Source organism: Rubrivirga sp., assembly GCF_965213695.1.
Classification (GTDB): domain Bacteria; phylum Bacteroidota; class Rhodothermia; order Rhodothermales; family Rubricoccaceae; genus Rubrivirga.
On sequence record NZ_OZ243912.1, the window covers coordinates 193,926 to 212,463 of the forward strand.

Annotated in this window: 13 protein-coding genes, 2 tRNA genes and 3 rRNA genes; 13 read left to right on the forward strand and 5 right to left on the reverse strand. The window is 67.3% G+C overall.

The annotated features are described in order from the left end of the window. The first annotated feature begins 41 nt into the window (after window positions 1-41). The 4 genes from accC to pyrR all read left to right on the forward strand — a co-directional run bounded on the left by accC (window position 42) and on the right by pyrR (window position 3,418). Entirely contained in the window at window positions 42-1,544 is a 1,503-nt protein-coding gene (gene accC / locus ACOOHE_RS00875) for an acetyl-CoA carboxylase biotin carboxylase subunit (RefSeq protein WP_420455916.1), read from the forward strand. Window positions 1,545-1,611: 67 nt separating this feature from the next. Further along, on the forward strand, window positions 1,612-2,088 hold the full coding sequence (locus ACOOHE_RS00880) for a Fur family transcriptional regulator (protein ID WP_420455917.1): 477 nt from the start codon (window positions 1,612-1,614) through the stop codon (window positions 2,086-2,088). Then, complete coding sequence (locus tag ACOOHE_RS00885) at window positions 2,085-2,891, forward strand: PhzF family phenazine biosynthesis protein (RefSeq protein ID WP_420455918.1); 807 nt, start codon at window positions 2,085-2,087, stop codon at window positions 2,889-2,891. The genes ACOOHE_RS00880 and ACOOHE_RS00885 overlap by 4 nt, the downstream gene beginning before the upstream one ends. Beyond that, complete coding sequence (gene pyrR / locus ACOOHE_RS00890) at window positions 2,888-3,418, forward strand: bifunctional pyr operon transcriptional regulator/uracil phosphoribosyltransferase PyrR (RefSeq protein WP_420455919.1); 531 nt, start codon at window positions 2,888-2,890, stop codon at window positions 3,416-3,418. Before ACOOHE_RS00885 ends, pyrR begins: the two co-directional genes overlap by 4 nt. A 12-nt stretch (window positions 3,419-3,430) precedes the next feature. On the opposite strand, the gene ACOOHE_RS00895 is transcribed toward pyrR, so the two are convergent. Further along, window positions 3,431-4,183, reverse strand: a complete 753-nt coding sequence (locus tag ACOOHE_RS00895) for a PASTA domain-containing protein (RefSeq protein WP_420455920.1) — start codon at window positions 4,181-4,183, stop codon at window positions 3,431-3,433. A gap of 671 nt (window positions 4,184-4,854) precedes the next feature. On the opposite strand from ACOOHE_RS00895, the gene ACOOHE_RS00900 reads away from it, so the two are divergent. The 5 genes from ACOOHE_RS00900 to rrf all read left to right on the forward strand — a co-directional run bounded on the left by ACOOHE_RS00900 (window position 4,855) and on the right by rrf (window position 10,221). Next, a 16S ribosomal RNA gene (locus ACOOHE_RS00900) occupies window positions 4,855-6,391 on the forward strand. Window positions 6,392-6,637: 246 nt separating this feature from the next. Next, window positions 6,638-6,711, forward strand: a tRNA-Ile gene (locus tag ACOOHE_RS00905). Window positions 6,712-6,743: 32 nt separating this feature from the next. Beyond that, window positions 6,744-6,816, forward strand: a tRNA-Ala gene (locus tag ACOOHE_RS00910). Window positions 6,817-7,063: 247 nt separating this feature from the next. Further along, window positions 7,064-9,981: ribosomal RNA gene (locus tag ACOOHE_RS00915) — 23S ribosomal RNA — on the forward strand. 129 nt (window positions 9,982-10,110) lie between these two features. After that, window positions 10,111-10,221, forward strand: a 5S ribosomal RNA gene (gene rrf, locus ACOOHE_RS00920). The 16S, 23S and 5S rRNA genes sit together here with 2 tRNA genes alongside, the layout of an rRNA operon. Before the next feature lie 65 nt (window positions 10,222-10,286). On the opposite strand, the gene tmk is transcribed toward rrf, so the two are convergent. Continuing rightward, a complete protein-coding gene (gene tmk / locus ACOOHE_RS00925; RefSeq protein ID WP_420455921.1) occupies window positions 10,287-10,913 on the reverse strand; it encodes a dTMP kinase in 627 nt (208 codons plus the stop codon). 190 nt (window positions 10,914-11,103) lie between these two features. Here tmk and ACOOHE_RS00930 point away from each other — a divergent pair, with 190 nt between their 5' ends. The 4 genes from ACOOHE_RS00930 to recJ are packed head-to-tail and all read left to right on the forward strand — an operon-like array spanning window position 11,104 to window position 15,888. Next, complete coding sequence (locus tag ACOOHE_RS00930; RefSeq protein WP_420455922.1) at window positions 11,104-12,522, forward strand: tetratricopeptide repeat protein; 1,419 nt, start codon at window positions 11,104-11,106, stop codon at window positions 12,520-12,522. Window positions 12,523-12,528: 6 nt separating this feature from the next. After that, the gene (locus ACOOHE_RS00935) at window positions 12,529-13,365 is read left to right on the forward strand and encodes a shikimate dehydrogenase family protein (protein ID WP_420455923.1); all 837 of its coding nucleotides are present in this window, start codon (window positions 12,529-12,531) and stop codon (window positions 13,363-13,365) included. Continuing rightward, complete coding sequence (locus ACOOHE_RS00940; protein ID WP_420455924.1) at window positions 13,362-14,069, forward strand: polyphenol oxidase family protein; 708 nt, start codon at window positions 13,362-13,364, stop codon at window positions 14,067-14,069. The genes ACOOHE_RS00935 and ACOOHE_RS00940 overlap by 4 nt, the downstream gene beginning before the upstream one ends. 40 nt (window positions 14,070-14,109) lie before the next feature. Continuing rightward, window positions 14,110-15,888: a single-stranded-DNA-specific exonuclease RecJ gene (gene recJ / locus ACOOHE_RS00945; protein ID WP_420455925.1), complete on the forward strand. Its 1,779-nt coding sequence runs from the start codon at window positions 14,110-14,112 to the stop codon at window positions 15,886-15,888. A gap of 226 nt (window positions 15,889-16,114) precedes the next feature. Here the strand turns inward: recJ and ACOOHE_RS00950 are convergent, their stop codons facing one another. From ACOOHE_RS00950 to ACOOHE_RS00960, 3 genes are all read right to left on the reverse strand, one after another. Then, entirely contained in the window at window positions 16,115-16,606 is a 492-nt protein-coding gene (locus tag ACOOHE_RS00950) for a DUF4126 family protein (RefSeq protein WP_420455926.1), read from the reverse strand. Continuing rightward, window positions 16,603-16,821: a DUF2945 domain-containing protein gene (locus ACOOHE_RS00955; RefSeq protein ID WP_420455927.1), complete on the reverse strand. Its 219-nt coding sequence runs from the start codon at window positions 16,819-16,821 to the stop codon at window positions 16,603-16,605. Before ACOOHE_RS00955 ends, ACOOHE_RS00950 begins: the two co-directional genes overlap by 4 nt. A gap of 122 nt (window positions 16,822-16,943) precedes the next feature. Then, entirely contained in the window at window positions 16,944-18,476 is a 1,533-nt protein-coding gene (locus ACOOHE_RS00960) for a S8 family serine peptidase (RefSeq protein WP_420455928.1), read from the reverse strand. Between the last annotated feature and the right edge of the window lie 62 nt (window positions 18,477-18,538).

Below are 18,538 nucleotides of genomic sequence, written 5' to 3' on the forward strand. Positions count from 1 at the left end.
CCCGGTACAGACTCCGTGCCAACGCCCTATTCCGCGACGTGATGACACCCCGCCCGATCCGCAAGCTCCTCGTCGCCAACCGGGGCGAGATCGCCGTCCGCATCCTGCGGACGTGTAGAGAGCGGGGCATCGCGACCGTCGCCGTCCACTCCGCCGCCGACGCCGACGCGCTCCACGTCCGGCTGGCGGACCAGGCCGTCGCCATCGGCCCGGCGCCGTCGTCGGAGTCGTACCTCGTCGCCGACAAGGTGCTCGAGGCCGCCCGGCAGACGGGCGCCGACGCCATCCACCCGGGCTACGGGTTCCTCTCCGAGAACGCCGCGTTCGCCCAGGCATGCCAAGACGCCGGCATCGTCTGGGTCGGCCCGCCGCCGGCCGCGATCTCGGCGATGGGCGACAAGACGGAGGCGCGCAAGCTGATGGCCCAAGCCGGCGTCCCAATGGCGCCCGGCACGCGCGACGCCATCGGAGATCCGGCGGAGGCGGAGCGCGTCGCGGGCGAGATCGGCTACCCGGTCCTGGTCAAGGCCGCGGCCGGCGGCGGTGGCAAGGGGATGCGCGTGGTCGAGCGGGCCGAGGACTTCGCGGGCTCGTTCGAGCGGGCGCGGAGCGAGGCGCAGAGCGCGTTCGGCGACGGCCGCGTCTACATCGAGAAGTACCTCGTGGGCCCTCGGCACGTCGAAATCCAGGTGCTGGCGGACGCTCATGGAAATGTGGTCCACCTGTTCGAGCGCGAGTGCTCGATCCAGCGGCGGCACCAGAAGGTGATCGAGGAGGCGCCCTCGGCCGTGCTCGACACGGAGCTCCGCGCGGCGATGGGCGAGGCCGCCGTCCAGGCCGCCCGGGCGTGCGACTACGTGGGCGCGGGGACCGTCGAGTTTCTTCTGGATGCGAACCGCGACTTCTACTTTCTCGAGATGAACACGCGGCTCCAGGTCGAGCACCCGGTGACGGAGCTCATCACGGGCCTCGACCTGGTGGCCGAGCAGATCCGGATCGCGGAGGACGAGCCGCTGGGCTATGAGCAAGACGACCTCGCCATCTGGGGCCACGCCGTCGAGTGCCGCGTCTACGCCGAAGACGTGCCGGCCGGCTTCTTGCCCGCGCCGGGCCCGCTGTTGCGCCACCGCCCGCCGTCCGGCCCCGGCGTCCGCGTCGATGCCGGCGTCGAGGAGGGCGACGAGGTGCCGGTCTTCTACGACCCGATGGTGGCCAAGCTCTGCACCTGGGGACGGACCCGCGCCGAGGCCATCGCCCGGATGCGCCGGGCCCTCGACGAGTACGACGTGGCCGGCATCCGCACGACGATCCCGTTCTGCCGGACCGTCATGGACCATCCCGCCTTCACGTCGGGCGACTTCGACACGGGCTTCGTCGCCGAGCACTTCGACGCAGCGACGCTGGCGCCGTCGCCCGAGGCCGAGCGGATGGCCCTCGTCGCCGCCGCGCTCGCTCGTCTCGACGCCACTCCGACCCCGTCGGGGAACGGAGCGGCGACGCCGGCGGTCAGTCGGTGGGCCCGGCGCCGAACGCTGAGAGGCTAGAGGATCGACGGACGGGAGGCCGGGCCTCCGTCTCCATCTTCTACCCTCCGCTCTCTATCCTCCCCTCATGTCCCTCACCACGTCCCAGCTCGACGAGGTCCGCCAGCGGTTCCTCTCCTTCCTCAAGGACCGGGGCCAGCGGCGGACGCCCGAGCGGCTGGCGGTCCTGGACGCGCTCTACGCCACCTCCGACCACGTCGACGCGGACACGCTCTACTCGCGGCTCCTGGCCGACGGCGTGAGCGTGAGCCGGGCGACGGTCTACAACACGCTCGACGTGCTGATCGAGTGCGACCTCGCGGTCCGCCACCAGTTCGGGCAGCAGCAGGCCAAGTTCGAGCGGGCCTTCGCGTACTGGCAGCACGACCACCTGATTTGCGTCGACTGCGGCGAGATCCTGGAGTTCTGCGACCCGCGCCTCCAGGAGATCCAGGAGACCGTCGCCGACATCTACGGGTTCACCGTCGCCCGCCACGCGCTCACGGTCTACGGCCACTGCCAGCGACAGGCGTGCCCGAACAAAGCGGAGGTCGCGGAGGCGTGACCGTCACCGTCATCGACGCCTTCGCCAACCGCGCGTTCTCGGGCAACCCGGCCGCCGTGTGCCTCCTCGACCGGCCCGTGCCGGAGGGCTGGATGCGCAACCTCGCGGCCGAGATGAACCTGGCCGAGACCGCGTTCGTGACGCCCAGTGACAACGGCGCATTCGGCTTGCGCTGGCTCACGCCCGAGGTCGAGGTCGACCTGTGCGGCCACGCGACGCTAGCCAGCGCGCACCTCTTATATACGTCCGGCCGACTCGCGCCTGACGAGCCAGCCCGGTTCGACACCCGCAGCGGACGGCTGACGGTCCGCCAGACGGGCGAGGCGACCTACGCGATGGACTTTCCGCCGACGCCTCCCGCCGACGCGCCCGCGCCGGACGGATTCCAAGAAGCGTTCGGCGTCGAGCCCGTGTGGATCGGGCGGAGCCGGTTCGACGTGTTCGCGGTGGTGGAGGATGAGGCCGCCGTCCGCGCGCTCGCGCCCGACCTCGGCGCCGTCGCCCGGATCGGCGCCCGCGGCGTGATCGTGACGGCGCCCGCCGATGCTGGCTCAGACGCCGACGTGGTTTCTCGTTTCTTTGCACCTGGCGCCGGCGTCCCCGAGGACCCCGTGACGGGCTCGGCCCATTGTGCCATCGGCCCGTACTGGGCCGACCGCCTCGGGACCGACGCGCTCACCTGCTACCAGGCGTCGAAGCGCGGGGGGACCGTCGGCGTCCGCATCGTGGGCGACCGCGTCGAGCTGACCGGCCGGGCCGTGACCGTGTACCGCGCCGAGCTGTCAACCGCCGCCCGCCCATGAGCCGCTCCACCCTGATGACGCCCGAGCGCGTCCGCCGCACCGTCACGCGACTCGCCTACGAGGTGATCGAGCGGAACCGCGGCGTCGACGGCCTGCTCGTGTTTGGGCTGAAGTCGCGGGGCGCGGCCCTCGCCGACCTCCTGGCCGACGCGCTCGAAGAGGCATCGGGCGAGCCCATCGAGCGGCATGGCCTGAGCATCGCCGGCTTCCGCGACGACCGCGACGTGCCCTCCTCCCGACTCGGCGGGAGCAACCGCCTCGACCTGCCCGCCGACGCGCCGAGTGCCGAGGGCCGCGACGTCCTCCTGGTCGACGACGTGCTGTTCACGGGTCGGACCGTCCGCGCGGCGCTCGACGCTGTCTTGCAGTACGGACGGCCGCGCACGATCCGGCTCGCGGTCTTGGTCGACCGGGGCCACCGCGAGGTGCCGGTCCACCCGGACTTCGTCGGCCGCGTGATTCCGACGAAGCACGCCGAGCGCGTGGTCGTCGACCCGAGCACGCCGGCCGTCTACCTCGACGACTGACCGGCGCCCGGCTCAGGCGTCGTCGTCCGTGTAGATGCGGACCTCCTCTCCCGGGTTCAGCCGCTCGCCCTTCGCCGGGTCCTGCCGTGTCACCGCCCCCTCGGCGGCTCGCGGAGAGTCGACCCAAAGGCCAGCGTCGCTGATCGCCGCTCGCGCCTCGTCAGTCGACATCCCAACCACGTTCGGCACCGTCACCTCGCGGCCGCTCTCGACACCCGGGCTGATCCACAGCGTCACGCGCGTCCCGACGGGCACGCGGCTGTCGGACGCCGGCATCTGTCGCGTCACCGTGTTCTCGTACGGCGTCCGGACCGTGTCCATCTCGACGCGGTCGACCACCAACCCCCGATCGCCGACGTCCTCCCGCGCCTTCCCCTCGGAGAGCGAGACCACGTCGGGCACGACGACCAGCTGCTTCGGGCTGACGTTGACGTAGTAGTAGATCCGCCGGCCCGGCTTCACCGTCGTCCCGGAGGCCGGGCTTTGGTCGACGACCACGTCCGCCGGGACGTTGGGGTTGTACGGCTGCTCCTGCTCCTCCCAGTCGAGGCCGGCCAGCAAGAGCACGTTCTGGGCCTCGTCGGGCGTGAGCTCCTTGACGTCGGGGACCTGGACGGCCGCGTCGTGCCGGGTCCAGATCGGCATGACGGCTGAGTTGAAGAGGAGCGCGAACACGACAAGCCCGGCAACGATGACGCCGAGGCCAAGCCAGAAGGCGCGGTCGCCTAGGACAGACAGGAAGCCACCGCGATCGGAGCGATCCATAGTAGAGAGGAGGGAGAGGCCACCCGGACAACCCGGGCCGCGCCTCAAAGATAGGGGCCCGGCGGTCGGGCTCTTCGGCCTCACACCTCCCTCATCGCCTCTCCACCGCGTGTCCATGGACACCACCAGGCCGGGTTCCTATCATGGGTCTCCGCAGCAGGGAGGCCGTCGCCCGCGACGCTCGCCCGCTGCACTGTTCTCTATCGGATGACGGATCAGGGTCGGCTGGCAGCCGGTCTGGCGAAGGGTTTATGAACCCGCCTCCAGGCCTTGCAGTCACTCAGATTCTTCCGTACCATGGGATCCCCTCAAACGAGGGGCTGGGGCTTCGCCGACCGGCACCCGCCGGGTCTACAGATCGCAAGAGAAGAGACGACGAAGCCCTTGACGCCTGGCTACGGACTCCGTAGTTTAGCAGGACGCCTCGGAAGCAAAGCTGGCCCGCCAGTTGAGTCTCCACAGGCACCGTTCATTGAGAGATTGGAAGCATAGCGAGCCCTCGTCGGCCGCTCTCCGCTGGTTCGCCAGTCGGAAGCGGACAGACGAGACAAGTCAAATCGGACCTCCTCGGAGGTCCACACAAACAAGCTCAACAGCAGGCTGTACCCGAGAGGGTACGGCACTCGATCCCTGATCCGAGTCTTCGGACTCGACAGGAGATCAATCTCTCTACTATGGAGAGTTTGATCCTGGCTCAGGACGAACGCTGGCGGCGGGCTTAACACATGCAAGTCGAACGAGAATCCCGGGGCTTGCCCCGGGAGGACAGTGGCGCACGGGTGAGTAACGCGTAGGCAATCTGCCCTCAGGTGGGGAATAACCTCGGGAAACCGAGGCTAATACCACATAACGTCGGCGGTCCGCATGGACCACCGATCAAAGGCTTCGGCCGTCTGGGGATGAGCCTGCGTCGGATTAGCTAGTTGGTGGGGCAACGGCCCACCAAGGCGACGATCCGTAGCGGGTCTGAGAGGATGATCCGCCACACTGGCACTGAGACACGGGCCAGACTCCTACGGGAGGCAGCAGTGAGGAATATTGCGCAATGGAGGAAACTCTGACGCAGCCACGCCGCGTGCAGGAAGACACCCCTCAGGGGCGTAAACTGCTTTTGTACGGGAAGAACACCCCACCTCGGTGGGGTCTGACGGTACCGTACGAATAAGGACCGGCTAACTCCGTGCCAGCAGCCGCGGTAATACGGAGGGTCCAAGCGTTGTCCGGAATCACTGGGTGTAAAGGGTGCGCAGGCGGGCGTGTAAGTCAGGGGTGAAAGCCACCGGCCTAACCGGTGAACTGCCCTTGATACTGCACGTCTTGAGTCCCGGAGAGGCTATCGGAATTCGTGGTGTAGCGGTGAAATGCGTAAATATCACGAGGAACACCTAATGCGTAGGCAGATAGCTGGACGGGTACTGACGCTCAGGCACGAAAGCGTGGGGAGCAAACAGGATTAGATACCCTGGTAGTCCACGCCGTAAACGATGGATGCTCGATGTTGCACCGCTTCAGGTGCAGTGTCCAAGCTAACGCGTTAAGCATCCCACCTGGGGAGTACGATCGCAAGGTTGAAACTCAAAGGAATTGACGGGGGCCCGCACAAGCGGTGGAGCATGTGGATTAATTCGATGCAACGCGAAGAACCTTACCCAGGCTCGAACGCTACCGGACAGGCCCTGAAAGGGGCCCTTCTTCGGACTGGTAGCGAGGTGCTGCATGGCTGTCGTCAGTTCGTGTCGTGAGATGTTGGGTTAAGTCCCGCAACGAACGCAACCCCTATCGCTAGTTACCAGCGGGTAATGCCGGGGACTCTAGCGAGACTGCCTGCGCAAGCAGTGAGGAAGGTGGGGACGACGTCAAGTCATCATGGCCCTTACGCCTGGGGCTTCACACGTGCTACAATGGCCGGTACAATGGGCAGCCACTCCGCGAGGAGGAGCGAATCCACAAAGCCGGTCTCAGTTCGGATCGGAGTCTGCAACTCGACTCCGTGAAGCTGGAATCGCTAGTAATCGCGTATCAGCAATGACGCGGTGAATACGTTCCCGGGCCTTGTACACACCGCCCGTCAAGCCATGGAAGTTGAGGGCGCCCGAAGTCCGTGACCCAACCCCTTCGGGGAGGGAGCGGCCGAAGGTGAACTCAGTGACTGGGGCTAAGTCGTAACAAGGTAGCCGTACCGGAAGGTGCGGCTGGATTACCTCTCACAGAGCTCGACAGCTCCTCTGCCCGCAGCCTCGCGCTGGTGGCCGATGTGGGCTCGCTATGCTTCTCTCTCTCAACGTCGATGCCCTCGGGTGTTCGAAGGCAGTTCACGGGTAAGGCAGCGTAGCCTCCCTATGTTCTGTCCCCGGACGGCTCGCCGTCCACGAGGCCTCGGCCTCTGTTCTTTTAGACCGTTGTTGGTCCGCTCCCACCGGAGCGACCGTCCGGCCCACACCGATGGTGTGACGCGGGACTGTAGCTCAGGTGGTTAGAGCGCACGCCTGATAAGCGTGAGGTCGGAGGTTCAACTCCTCCCAGTCCCACCGCTGGCGATCCATCGCCGGACACGCTTATCGGGGCCATAGCTCAGTTGGTAGAGCGCCTGCTTTGCAAGCAGGATGTCGGGGGTTCGACTCCCTCTGGCTCCACTCCCTGACGCCCGATCCTCTCAATGGGATCACGACCTACGGGTCAGGGCGGCAGACTGGCAACTCTCGCACCGCGAGACGACCCGGACGGTTCTTTGACGTGTTGATAGCCGTAGCAAAACTGCATCAGGGTCGAACCTGACGTCGGCAAGCCCTTCGGGGCGCTGACAGACGGTTCGTCTTGCTGAGAAATAGCATCGAGCGCTCTGGATCATCTCCAGAACGTACGTAGACTCATACGAGGTCGCATCAAGCGACTAAGAGCACACGGTGGATGCCTTGGCACAAGAAGGCGATGAAGGACGTGATAAGCTGCGATAAGCCGCGGGGAGGGGCAAATACCCGACGATCCGCGGATTTCCGAATGGGAAAACCCAGCAGGCTGAAGGCCTGTTACCTGCACCTGAAAACATAGGGTGTAGGGGCTAACCCGGGGAACTGAAACATCTAAGTACCCGGAGGAAGAGAAAACAACAGTGACTCCCCAAGTAGTGGCGAGCGAACGGGGACTAGCCCAAACCGGTAGCATTTCGGTGCTGCCGGGGTTGTAGGACCTGCGTACGGTGATCTGCAAGCAGAAGACGAAGTGGCCTGGAAAGCCACACCACAGAGGGTGATAGTCCCGTAGACGTACAGCGAGCAGCACCGCAGGCACCTGAGTACCACGGGACCGGAGAAATCTTGTGGGAATCTGCCAGCACCATCTGGTAAGGCTAAGTACTCTCTTGTGACCGATAGTGCACTAGTACCGTGAGGGAAAGGTGAAAAGAACGCCTAGTAGGCGAGTGAAATAGTACCTGAAACCGTGTGCTTACAACCAGTCGGAGCCCGTTTATCGGGTGACGGCGTGCCTTTTGCATAATGATCCTACGAGTTACTCTTCACTGGCAAGGTTAAGGCGTTCAGCGCCGAAGCCGAAGCGAAAGCGAGTCTGAATAGGGCGCACAGTCAGTGGAGGTAGACGCGAAACCAGGTGAGCTACCCATGGCCAGGTTGAAGCGCGGGTAAGACCGCGTGGAGGACCGAACGGGTGTCTGTTGAAAAAGGCTCCGATGAGCTGTGGGTAGGGGTGAAAGGCCTATCAAACTTGGAAATAGCTCGTACTCCCCGAAATGTATTTAGGTACAGCGTCTCTCCAAAGTGTGCCGGAGGTAGAGCACTGATTGGACGCGGGCCCTTCACCGGGTACCAACTCCAGACAAACTCCGAATGCCGGACACATGTTCAGAGGCAGTGAGGGCGCGGGTGATAAGATCCGTGTCCGAGAGGGAAACAACCCAGATCGACAGCTAAGGCCCCCAAGTCCATGCTAAGTTGACCAAAGGAGGTCGGACTGCTTAGACAACTAGGATGTTGGCTTAGAAGCAGCCATTCATTTAAAGAGTGCGTAATAGCTCACTAGTCGAGCGGTCCGGCATCGAAAATGTATCGGGCATCAAGCATGGCGCCGAAGCTTCGGATTCTACTACGTAGAGTGGTAGGGGAGCATTCCAGCGGCGCTGAAGCCGTCTCGTGAGAGATGGTGGAGCTTCTGGAAGAGAAAATGTAGGAATGAGTAACGATAAGACAGGAGAGTAACCTGTCCGCCGTAAGCCCAAGGGTTCCTGTTCAACGTTAATCGGAACAGGGTTAGTCGGGACCTAAGCCGAGGCCGAAAGGCGTAGGCGATGGCAAACGGGTTAAATATTCCCGTACCTCCCAAAGGCGTTAACCTAAGGCGTGACGCAGAAGCGTAAGGCTCGCGACCCGACGGAATGGGTCGTTGAAGTGCGTAGGCTGGAGCGGTAGGCAAATCCGCTGCTCCTCAAGGCCGAAACACGACAGTAGGGGGATCCGCAAGGTGAACCCATAGTAGCCCCGAGCACACTGCCGAGAAAAGCGTCGTAGGTTGTCAAGGGAGCCCGTACCGTAAACCAACACAGGTGGGCGAGGAGAGTATCCTCAGGCGCTCGAGTGATGCGCGGTCAAGGAACTAGGCAAATTAGTCCCCTACGTTAGCAATAAGGGACGCCACCTTCGGGTGGCCGCAGTGAAAAGGCCCAACCGACTGTTTAGCAAAAACACAGCTCTCTGCCAAGTCGCAAGACGACGTATAGGGAGTGACACCTGCCCGGTGCTGGAAGGTTAAGGAAGGAGGTTAGCCCTTGTGGCGAAGCTTCCGACCGAAGCCCCAGTAAACGGCGGCCGTAACTATAACGGTCCTAAGGTAGCGAAATTCCTTGTCGGGTAAGTTCCGACCTGCACGAATGGTGCAACGAGTTGGGCACTGTCTCGACCGCGCGCTCGGTGAAATTGTGGTCCCGGTGAAGACGCCGGGTACCCGCAGCGGGACGGAAAGACCCCGTGCACCTTTACTACAGCTTAGCATTGACATTGGCCAAAACGTGTGTAGGATAGGCGGGAGGCTTTGAAGCGGCGTCGCCAGGCGTCGTGGAGCCACCCTTGAAATACCGCCCTCGTTTTGGTCGATGCCTAACCCACGGCCGTAATCCGGTCGGGGAACAGTGTTAGGTGGGTAGTTTGACTGGGGCGGTCGCCTCCTAAAATGTAACGGAGGCTCCCAAAGGTGCCCTCAGCACGGTCGGTAATCGTGCGTAGAGTGTAAAAGCACAAGGGCGCTTGACTGCGAGACATACAGGTCGAGCAGGTACGAAAGTAGGGTTTAGTGATCCGGCGGTTCCGAATGGAAGGGCCGTCGCTCAAAGGATAAAAGGTACGCCGGGGATAACAGGCTTATCTCCCCCAAGAGTTCACATCGACGGGGAGGTTTGGCACCTCGATGTCGGCTCATCGCATCCTGGGGCTGGAGAAGGTCCCAAGGGTTGGGCTGTTCGCCCATTAAAGCGGTACGCGAGCTGGGTTCAGAACGTCGTGAGACAGTTCGGTCCCTATCTGCTGCGGGCGTTGGAGAATTGAGTGGAGCTGTCTTTAGTACGAGAGGACCGAGACGGACTGACCTCTAGTGTACCAGTTGTGACGCCAGTTGCATTGCTGGGTAGCTACGTCGGGAAGGGATAAGCGCTGAAAGCATCTAAGCACGAAGCCCACCACGAGATGAATTCTCCCTTGTAGGTCGTTCGAGATGAGGACGTTGATAGGCGGCAGGTGTACGCACAGCAATGTGTTCAGCCGAGCCGTACTAATTACCTACGTGAGCTTGAAGCACTCCACCTCGTACGTGTGTACGTACCGGGGGATGATTCGAGACGCTCGATATGATTTTCCACGAGAGGTCTGGGTTCGCCCAGGCCACCCGATGCAGTTTTGCTACGGCTATCCGCACGTCACCGATTTCTTGGTGACTATAGCGCGGGGGTCCCACCTCTTCCCATTCCGAACAGAGCCGTTAAGCCCCGCAGCGCCGATGGTACTGCCACTAGGTGGGAGAGTAGGTCGTCGCCAAGTCCCTGTGAGCCCCGTCGCTTCTGAAGCGGCGGGGCTCTTTTGTTTGGGGACTCGTTCCTCCCAGTTCAGGATCTTCTCGTTGAGCCATCAAGACGTTCGAGCGCGTCTGTGAGGATCACGCCATGGAGTTCTTGGGGCGCCCGGTGGCCGTCTAGGACCCGGACGCGCTCCGGATGTCGGGCCGCGATGGCGTGATACGTTTGTCGGACGGCCTCGTGGAAACCGGCGGTTCCGCTCTCCATCCTGTCTGGGTTCAGGCCCCCCCTCCGCTTCGCGGCGGCCTCGACGTCCAGGTCGACGAGGTACGTCCGATCTGGAGTCAGGCCGGCCGTGGCGAAGTGGTGGAGCGTATCAAGCCATTGGCTGTCGGCAAGCCCGCGTCCTCCTCCTTGGTACGCCGTTGATGAATCGAAGTACCGATCGACGACGACGACGGCATCGCGGCCCAGGGCCGGGCGGACCACTTCGTCCACCAACTGGGCTCGGGCTGCCGAGAACAGCAGCAGCTCTGCTCTCGGAGCGATGGACGAGTCGGGCGACAGGAGCAGCGCTCGGATGCGCTCCCCCACCTCCGTCCCCCCCGGCTCGCGGACGTCGACCACTTCGAACCCCCGCTCCCGGAGGGCAGCGGCCAGCAGCCGGGCCTGGGTGGACTTGCCGGACCCGTCGATCCCTTCGAAGCTGAAAAGCATGCGTGAGCGGTCTCCAGGGGCGATGTGGAACATCCCGCGGGCACGCCGTAAGAGGCGACCAAGACAGCGCGAGGATCTCGCCCGTCATTGCATCCCGGTCGGGGCCCGACTATACTAGCGCCGACGCGGGGGCCTCGGGCGGCTCCTCGCCAGTCCCCCACCTGTTGCAGAGCCCCGCGCTCGACCGCGAATGTTCGACTTCGAGTTCGACGAGCACGCCGACGGTGACCGGTCGGACGACCTGATCGAAGCCTACGAGACGCACCTGCGCGAGGGGAGCGCGGCGTTCTTCGATGTCGACGACCTCGAATACATCGCCACGACGTATTTCGAGACCGGACGGCTGACAGACGCTCTCGGCGTGGTCGACACCCAGATCGAGCGGTCGCCGGGGTCCTCCGACCCGTGGATGCGCCGGGGAATCCTGCTGAACCACCTCGACCGCCACGAGGAGGCGCTCGACGCATACGACCACGCCCTCGCCTTGAACCCGGTCGATGCGGAGACGCTGGTGAACCGGGGGATCACGCTCGACACGCTGGGCCGGCCGGAGGAGGCGCTGGCGGACTTCGAGCAGGCCCTCGCGTACGATCCGTTCGCGTCGGACGCGCTGTTCAACCAGGCCATCGCGTTGGAGAAGCTCGATCGGTACGAGGACGCGGCGGCGGTGCTGGAAGCGTGTGCCGAGGTCGACCCCGAGCACCCCGAGGTCTGGTACGAGCTCGGATTCTGCTACGACCAGCTCGACCGCTTGGAAGACAGCGTCGAGGCGTACGACCAGCAGATCGAGGTCGACCCGTACGCGCAGAACGCGTGGTACAACCGGGGGATCGTGCTGAACCGGCTCGGCCGCTACGAGGAGGCCGTTTCGTCCTACGACTTCGCCGTGGCCATCGACGACGGGTTCACGTCGGCGTGGTACAACCGGGGGAACGCGCTCGCCAACGTCGGCGACGCGCAGGGGGCGGCCGACAGCTACCTCAAGGTGCTCGAGCACGAGGACGGCGACGCGGCCACGTTCTACAACCTCGGCCTGGCCTACGACGACCTGGCCGACTACACGGCCGCCGTCGACTACTTCCGCCGCGCCGTCGCCGACGATGCCGACTACGCGGATGCGTGGTACGGGATGGGCTGCGCGCTCGACGGGCAGGGGCTGTACAACGAGGCGCTCGCGGCGTTCGCCCGGGCCATCGCGCTGGCGCCTGAGGAGGGCGAGTACTGGCACGCCCGGGCCGACACCGAGTACAACGCCGGCCGGCTCGCGGAGGCCTTGCGCGCCTACACCCACGTCGTCCGGCTCGACCCGCAGAACAAAGATGCGTGGCTCGACCTGGCCGAGACGCGCCTCGAGGCCGGCCACCGTACCGAAGCGCTGGACGCTTTCTCCCAAGTCGTCCGGCTCGACCCGACGTCGTCGGAGGCCCACCTGCGGCAGGCGTGGGCGCTCGCGTCGGTCGGCCAGCGCGAGAGCGCCGTCCGGTCGTTCCGCCGGGCGGCCGAGCTGGACCCGTCGCGCGCCGAGGAGATCCGCCGGGCCTACCCCGACCTGATGGGCGGCGACACCCGGACCGGCGGGCTTCAGGGGACGGCCGGCGACGAGCGCTAGGTGACCATGCCCACGGCGATGACGGGGCTGGTGGTCTTGCTGGGCCACCCGGTCGGGCACTCGCTGTCGCCGGCGCTCCACAACGCGGCGTTCGCCCACGACGCGCTCGACCTCGTCTACCTCGCCTGCGACGTCGAGGACGGTCGGCTGGAGGAGGCGATGAGCGGGCTCTGGGCGCTCGGCGGACGGGGCGCGAACGTCACGATCCCCCACAAGCGCGCCGCGCTCGCGCTCGCGTCCCAAGCCACGCCGACGGCCCGTGCGCTCGGCGCCGCCAACACGCTCGTCCGCACGGACGTCGGCTGGCGGGCCGACAACACCGACGTCGCCGGCTTCCTCGCGCCGCTCGCCGACGTTTCGCTGACCGGCGAGTCCGCCGTCGTGTTCGGTGCGGGCGGCGCGGCGCGGGCCGTGGTCCACGCGGTGCTCACCAAGACGAGGGCGACCCGAGTGACGGTGGTGGCCCGGCGCCCGGCGCAGGCCGAGGAGCTGGCGGACGACCTCGGCACGGGCCCGGTGGAGATCCGAGTCGAAGCGCCGGCCACCGCCGGGGCGAGCGTCCGCGACGCCGCGCTCGTGGTCAACGCGACGCCACTGGGGATGGGCGACGGGCGGACGCCGTGGCCCGACGACGGCGACTTCCGCCCGGGGCAGGTCGTCTACGACGTGGTGTACCGGCCCGCCCGGACACCACTGCTCGAGGCCGCCGCTGCGCGTGGCGCCACGACCGTCGGCGGGCTCCCGATGCTGCTCGGCCAAGCGGGCGAGAGCTACCGCCAGTGGACCGGACGCCCGTTCCCACTCGACGTCGCCCGGCGGGTGGCCCTCCGCGCCTTGGCATGACCTACGTCCCCCCGACCCTGACCGCCGGCGCCATTCTGCGCCCCGGCTTCGCGGCCGACCCGCGCGTGGTCGCCGGGTTCACGATGCGCACGTTCTCTCCCGCGGGCGAGAGCCTCGACGCCGCCCGCAACCGACTGACCACCGTCACCGGGATGGCCGTCGCCTCCGTCGGCCAGGTCCACGGGGCAGACGTGGCCGTGGTCCAGGAGCCCGGTCACGTGCCCGAGCACGACGGGCTCGTCACCGACCGGCCGGGCTTGGCGCTCAGCGTCGTCGCGGCCGACTGCGCGGTCGTGTTGCTGGCCGACGCCGAGGCCGGCGTCGTCGGAGCGTGCCACAGCGGGTGGCGGGGGACGGTGGCCGGCATCGTGGGCGAGACGGTGTGGGCGATGCGTGAGCTCGGGGCCGAGCCCGGGCGGACGCAGGCGTACCTCGCGCCGTGCATCTCGACCGCCGCGTTCGAGGTGGGCGAGGAGGTCGCGTCCCAGTTCGACCCGGCCGTCGTCATGCGCCGGCCCGAGTGGCCGCGCCCCCACGTCGACTTGCGGAGCGACTTGGTCCGCCAGCTCTCCGAGGCCGGGGTGGGCCGCACCGAGGTCGCGCCCGGCTGCACCGTCTCCGACGGGCGGTTCTACTCGTACCGGGGCGAGGCCGGCACGACCGGCCGGATGTTGGGGTTCGTCGGGCTGCGGGCCGTGGACTAGGCGCCGTGTATCTTCGCGGTCACAGAGACTGATCGCAGACATGACCGACGATTCGCCTACGGCTTCCGACACGGAGGTCGCCGCCCCCGCCGTCCGGTGGACGCTCCGCCCCGTCGAGGACGAGCTGTTGGTCGACGCGCTCGCGTCCGACCTCAACGACCTGCCGCACGCGCTGGCGCGGTCGCTCGCGCTCCGGGGCGTCCGGACGTTCGACGACGCCCACACGTTTTTCCGGCCGTCGCTCTCGCGCCTGCACGACCCGTACCGGATGCGCGACATGGACCGGGCCGTCGCCCGCGTCTCGGCCGCCATCCGCAACCGGGAGCGCGTGATGGTCTACGGCGACTACGACGTCGACGGGACCACGTCGACGGCCATGATGACGACGTTCTTGCAGAGCCAGGGGATCGAGGTCGACTTCTTCATCCCCAACCGCTTCGAGCACGGATACGGCCTGAGCGAGGCCGGCATCGACCAAGCTGTCGAGCGGGGCGCCGCGCTCATCGTCGCCATCGACTGCGGCATCACGGCCATCAACGCGGCGGCGTACGCCACGGCGAACGGCATCGACCTCGTCATCTGCGACCACCACACGCCGGGCGACGTGCTGCCGGAGGCGGCGGCGGTCCTGGACCCGAAGCGGCTCGACTGCGACTACCCATTCGACGGGCTGAGCGGCTGCGGCGTCGGGTTCAAGCTGATCCAGGCCGTCCTCGTCGAGCTCGGGTTGCCGGAGGAGGAGGCGTGGCCGTACCTCGACCTGGTCGCCGTGAGCACGGCGTGCGACATCGTCCCGATGGTGGGCGAGAACCGGGTGCTGATGCGGGCCGGGCTGAAGCAGCTCTGCGACGCGCCGCGCGTCGGGATCGTCGCGCTCGCCGAGCGGGCCGGCGTCGACCTCACGTGCTGCACGTCGTCGAAGATGGTGTTCCAGATCGGGCCCCGGATCAACGCGGCCGGGCGGATCGACGACGCGAGCGTGGCCGCCGAGCTGCTGGCGTCGACGGACCCCGTGCGTGCGCGCCAGCTCGTCGACGCCATCGAGATCCTGAACCTGCGCCGCCGCGACCTCGACCGCCAGACGCGCGACGAGGCCTTCGAGGTCGCCGAGCGGCAGATGGCCGACGACCCGATGGCGCTCGTCGTTTACAAGCCCGGGTGGCACCCCGGCGTCATCGGGATCACGGCCAGCCGCGTCGCCGAGCACTTCCACCGGCCGGCCGTCCTCCTCACGTCGGGCGGCGGCTCGGGCGTGGCGAAGGGGTCGGCCCGGTCGGTCAAGGGCATCTCGATCTACGACGCGCTCGCGCATTGCGAGGACCTGCTCGACCGGTTCGGCGGCCACGCCTTCGCGGCCGGCCTGGCGCTGCCGGTCGAGCGGCTCGACGCGCTGAGGGAGCGGCTCCAGGTGGCCGTCGGGCTGGCGGCCACCGAGGACGACCTCATCCCCGAGATCGAGATCGACGCGCCGCTCCACCTCGGCGACGTCACGCCGCGGTTCTGGAGCGTCCTCAAGCAGTTCGGCCCGCACGGCCCGGACAACCAGCGGCCGACGTTCTGGGGCCGGGGGCTCCGCGTGGTCGGCCAGCCGTCGTGCGTCGGCGCCCAAAAGCAGCACCTCCGGATGCGCGTGGCCCAGGACGACGGGCCCGTGTTCTCGGTGATCGGGTTCGGCCTTGCAGACCGCTACGACGCCGCGCTCACCAGCGTCCGCCGCGGCCGGCCGCTCGAGCTCGCGTTCCAAGTGGATGAGAACACGTGGAATGGGCGGACGACGCTCCAGCTTCGGGCGCAGGACCTCCGACTGGAGACCGACTGACCGTTTTGGGGTTCCGTAAGACCAGCGCATGGCGCCCGGGGAGGGCCCTGAGCGGTCTGTAGGACGGACTCGGAGATGCCGCTAGAGACGGACCGCGCCCACATCATGACGACGGTCCTGAACATCGTCACCGGCGAGGAGGGCGACGGCGAGGACTCACCCGTCTCCGCCTCGAACCGAGCGCCCGGTCTCCTTGCGAGGCCGGGCGTTTTTCGTGGCTGAACGACTACACGTCGCGCGTCGCGGCTAGGCTGATCCCGAGCGCCAGCACGTCTTCAACGACGGCGACGGCCGGGTCGGGCAGGTCGAACCGCTCGCCGGCCCACCGCCGCAGCTCCATCATGGCGAACGACGAGGCCCCCGCGCTGACGGCGCCCACGAGCATCGGGAGCACCGGGTTCTGGCGACGCGCCGCCGCCAGCGCCGCGCCCACGAGCGCGCCGGACGCGACCCGGCCAACGAGTGGAAGCGGTGACGTCCGCGGGGGGATCGCGGGCAGCTTGTCGGCGACCATCTCGCCGGCCGCCGCGAGCGGTAGCAGCGACGCCGCGCGCTCGGAGCCGAGCGACCGGGCCGGCTGGCGCCGACGGCGCACCAGGCGCGGGACTGGCGAGGTCCGGCTCGCGAGCGCCCGCGCCAGCGCGGCTGGGGACGTCATGCTGCGCATCCCGGCGGCCCAGCCGAGCGCGGCGGCGAGGGTGGTGGTCGGAGCGCTCACGACGCTTTCGAGAGCTCGCTCTCGGACTTGAGGACCCGGTCGCCGTCGTCCTGCTCGATGAGGTACGCCGGGTTGTCGTCGTCGGCGTTGCGGGTGACCTCGGTGCCCTTGATCGTCCGCGTCACCTCGTCGGTGAACGACTCCTGGACGGTGCCCGTGGCCGTGCCCGAGCCCCAGTTCCATTCGACCTTGTCGCCCTTGCTGTACGTCGGCATGGTACCAGCGGATGTGGAGGCGGTCAGACGTGGGGAGCGCCGGGCAAGGTCCGCGGCTAAAACGGAATCAGGGCCGACCCCAGGCGGAGTCGGCCCTGACGGAATCTGGCGGAGAGGCCGCGCTACTCGCCCATCGGCGGCATCGAGCCGCCCGACTGCGCCGCCGCCATCCGGACGGCTTCGGCCGCGTTGACCACGCCGCCCGTCACCGACAGCGTCGCGAAGCCAATCGGCTCCTCGGTCCCCGGCCGCACCGTCTCGACGTCGTAGCGCGTCGCCGAGGCGAGCAGGATCTGGCGGACGTCCTCGGCCGAAAGATCGGGGAAGTAGGCCATCACGAGGGCTGCCACGCCAGCCACGACCGGCGCCGCGAACGACGTGCCGTCGGCGGTCTGGGTGCCGCCGCCCGGCTTCAGCGACATCACGCGCGCGCCGGGCGCGAACAGGTCGACGGCCGTCCGGCCGTAGTTCGAGAAGCCGGCCGCGAGCGCCATCTGGTCGGCCCCGCTGGCGCCGACCTCGAGCCAGCCGTCGGTGACCGTCCCGTCCAGGAACGTCCGGTTCGGGAAGTTGGCGGCCACGTCGATGTCCTCGCCCGAGTTGCCGGCGGCGTGGACGAGCAGGACCCCGTTCTCGACGGCATAGGCGACGGCTTGGTCGACGGCCGCTTTCTGCGGCGAGTACGCCTTGCCGAAGCTCATGTTGATGATGCGCGCGCCGTTGTCGACGGCGTAGCGGATCGCGTTGGCGACGTCCTTGTCACGCTCGTCGCCGCCAGGCACGGCGCGGAGCACCATGATCCGGGCCGGCGCGATCCCGTCGATGCCGAGGTCGTTGCCGCGCGCGGCGGCCACGAGCCCGGCCACGCCCGTCCCGTGGTTCGGGTCCGGCCCGGCCACGTCGGCGTTGCCGTAGAACCGCTCGGCCACGTCGGTGTAGTCGTCGCCGACCAGGTCGCGCTCGTCGTAGTCCGGGTTGAGACCGTAAGTCAGCCGGCTCTCGATGCTGGCGACGTAGTCTTCGAGGTCCTGGAGCGAGGCGCCCTGCTGCGCGAGGAAAACGAGCGGGCCGGGGTCGTCGGTCTCGTCGAGGTCGTCGAGCGAGTAGTCGTCGCCGTACTTCTCCGTCAGTTGGGCGTCGGCCATCTGGGCCGCGCTCAGGAGCGGAGCGAGCTGGGCGGCCTGCTGGGCGAGCGGCGCGCGCTCCTCCTCAAGGGCGGCCTCGATCGCGGGGCAGTCGCCGTACGTCGCGTCCGGCGTGCCCAGCCGGCACAGGCGGACGAGCCGGGCCAACTCGTACGTGTCGTGCTCCATGTTGCGGCCGTCGGGCCCACCCAGGAAGCTCCACCCGTGAACGTCGTCGACGTAGCCGTTCCCGTCGTTGTCGACGCCGTCGCCGGCGACCTCGTCAGCGTTCGTCCACAAAACGGGCGCGAGGTCGGGATGCTCGATGTCGACACCCGAGTCGATGATGGCGACGACGACCTCGGTCGGCTCGCGGTCGCCGAGGGCGTCGTAGGCGGCGTCGAGGCTGATGCCGGCGACGCCGGCGGCGTCGCGGTCCAAGAGGTGCCAGTCGGAGGGCGGGCCGTCGGTCTGGGCGAGAGCGGAGGGCGCCAGCGCGAGCAGCGCGGCGGCGAGGATCAGTCGGGTCATCGGGGGTCGTCTGGGGAACGGGAAAAGCGCGGGCCGTCAACGGGCGGCGGGCGCCGTTCGCA

Excerpts from the sequence above, each read along its gene's own strand:
- ACOOHE_RS00960 (WP_420455928.1), bottom strand. The coding sequence starts at position 18,476 with ATGACCCGACTGATCCTCGCCGCCGCGCTGCTCGCGCTGGCGCCCTCC.
- ACOOHE_RS00935 (WP_420455923.1), top strand. The coding sequence starts at position 12,529 with ATGCCCACGGCGATGACGGGGCTGGTGGTCTTGCTGGGCCACCCGGTC.
- accC (WP_420455916.1), top strand. The coding sequence starts at position 42 with ATGACACCCCGCCCGATCCGCAAGCTCCTCGTCGCCAACCGGGGCGAG.
- ACOOHE_RS00955 (WP_420455927.1), bottom strand. The coding sequence starts at position 16,821 with ATGCCGACGTACAGCAAGGGCGACAAGGTCGAATGGAACTGGGGCTCG.
- pyrR (WP_420455919.1), top strand. The coding sequence starts at position 2,888 with ATGAGCCGCTCCACCCTGATGACGCCCGAGCGCGTCCGCCGCACCGTC.
- ACOOHE_RS00880 (WP_420455917.1), top strand. The coding sequence starts at position 1,612 with ATGTCCCTCACCACGTCCCAGCTCGACGAGGTCCGCCAGCGGTTCCTC.
- ACOOHE_RS00930 (WP_420455922.1), top strand. The coding sequence starts at position 11,104 with ATGTTCGACTTCGAGTTCGACGAGCACGCCGACGGTGACCGGTCGGAC.
- ACOOHE_RS00940 (WP_420455924.1), top strand. The coding sequence starts at position 13,362 with ATGACCTACGTCCCCCCGACCCTGACCGCCGGCGCCATTCTGCGCCCC.
- ACOOHE_RS00895 (WP_420455920.1), bottom strand. The coding sequence starts at position 4,183 with ATGGATCGCTCCGATCGCGGTGGCTTCCTGTCTGTCCTAGGCGACCGC.
- tmk (WP_420455921.1), bottom strand. The coding sequence starts at position 10,913 with ATGCTTTTCAGCTTCGAAGGGATCGACGGGTCCGGCAAGTCCACCCAG.
- recJ (WP_420455925.1), top strand. The coding sequence starts at position 14,110 with ATGACCGACGATTCGCCTACGGCTTCCGACACGGAGGTCGCCGCCCCC.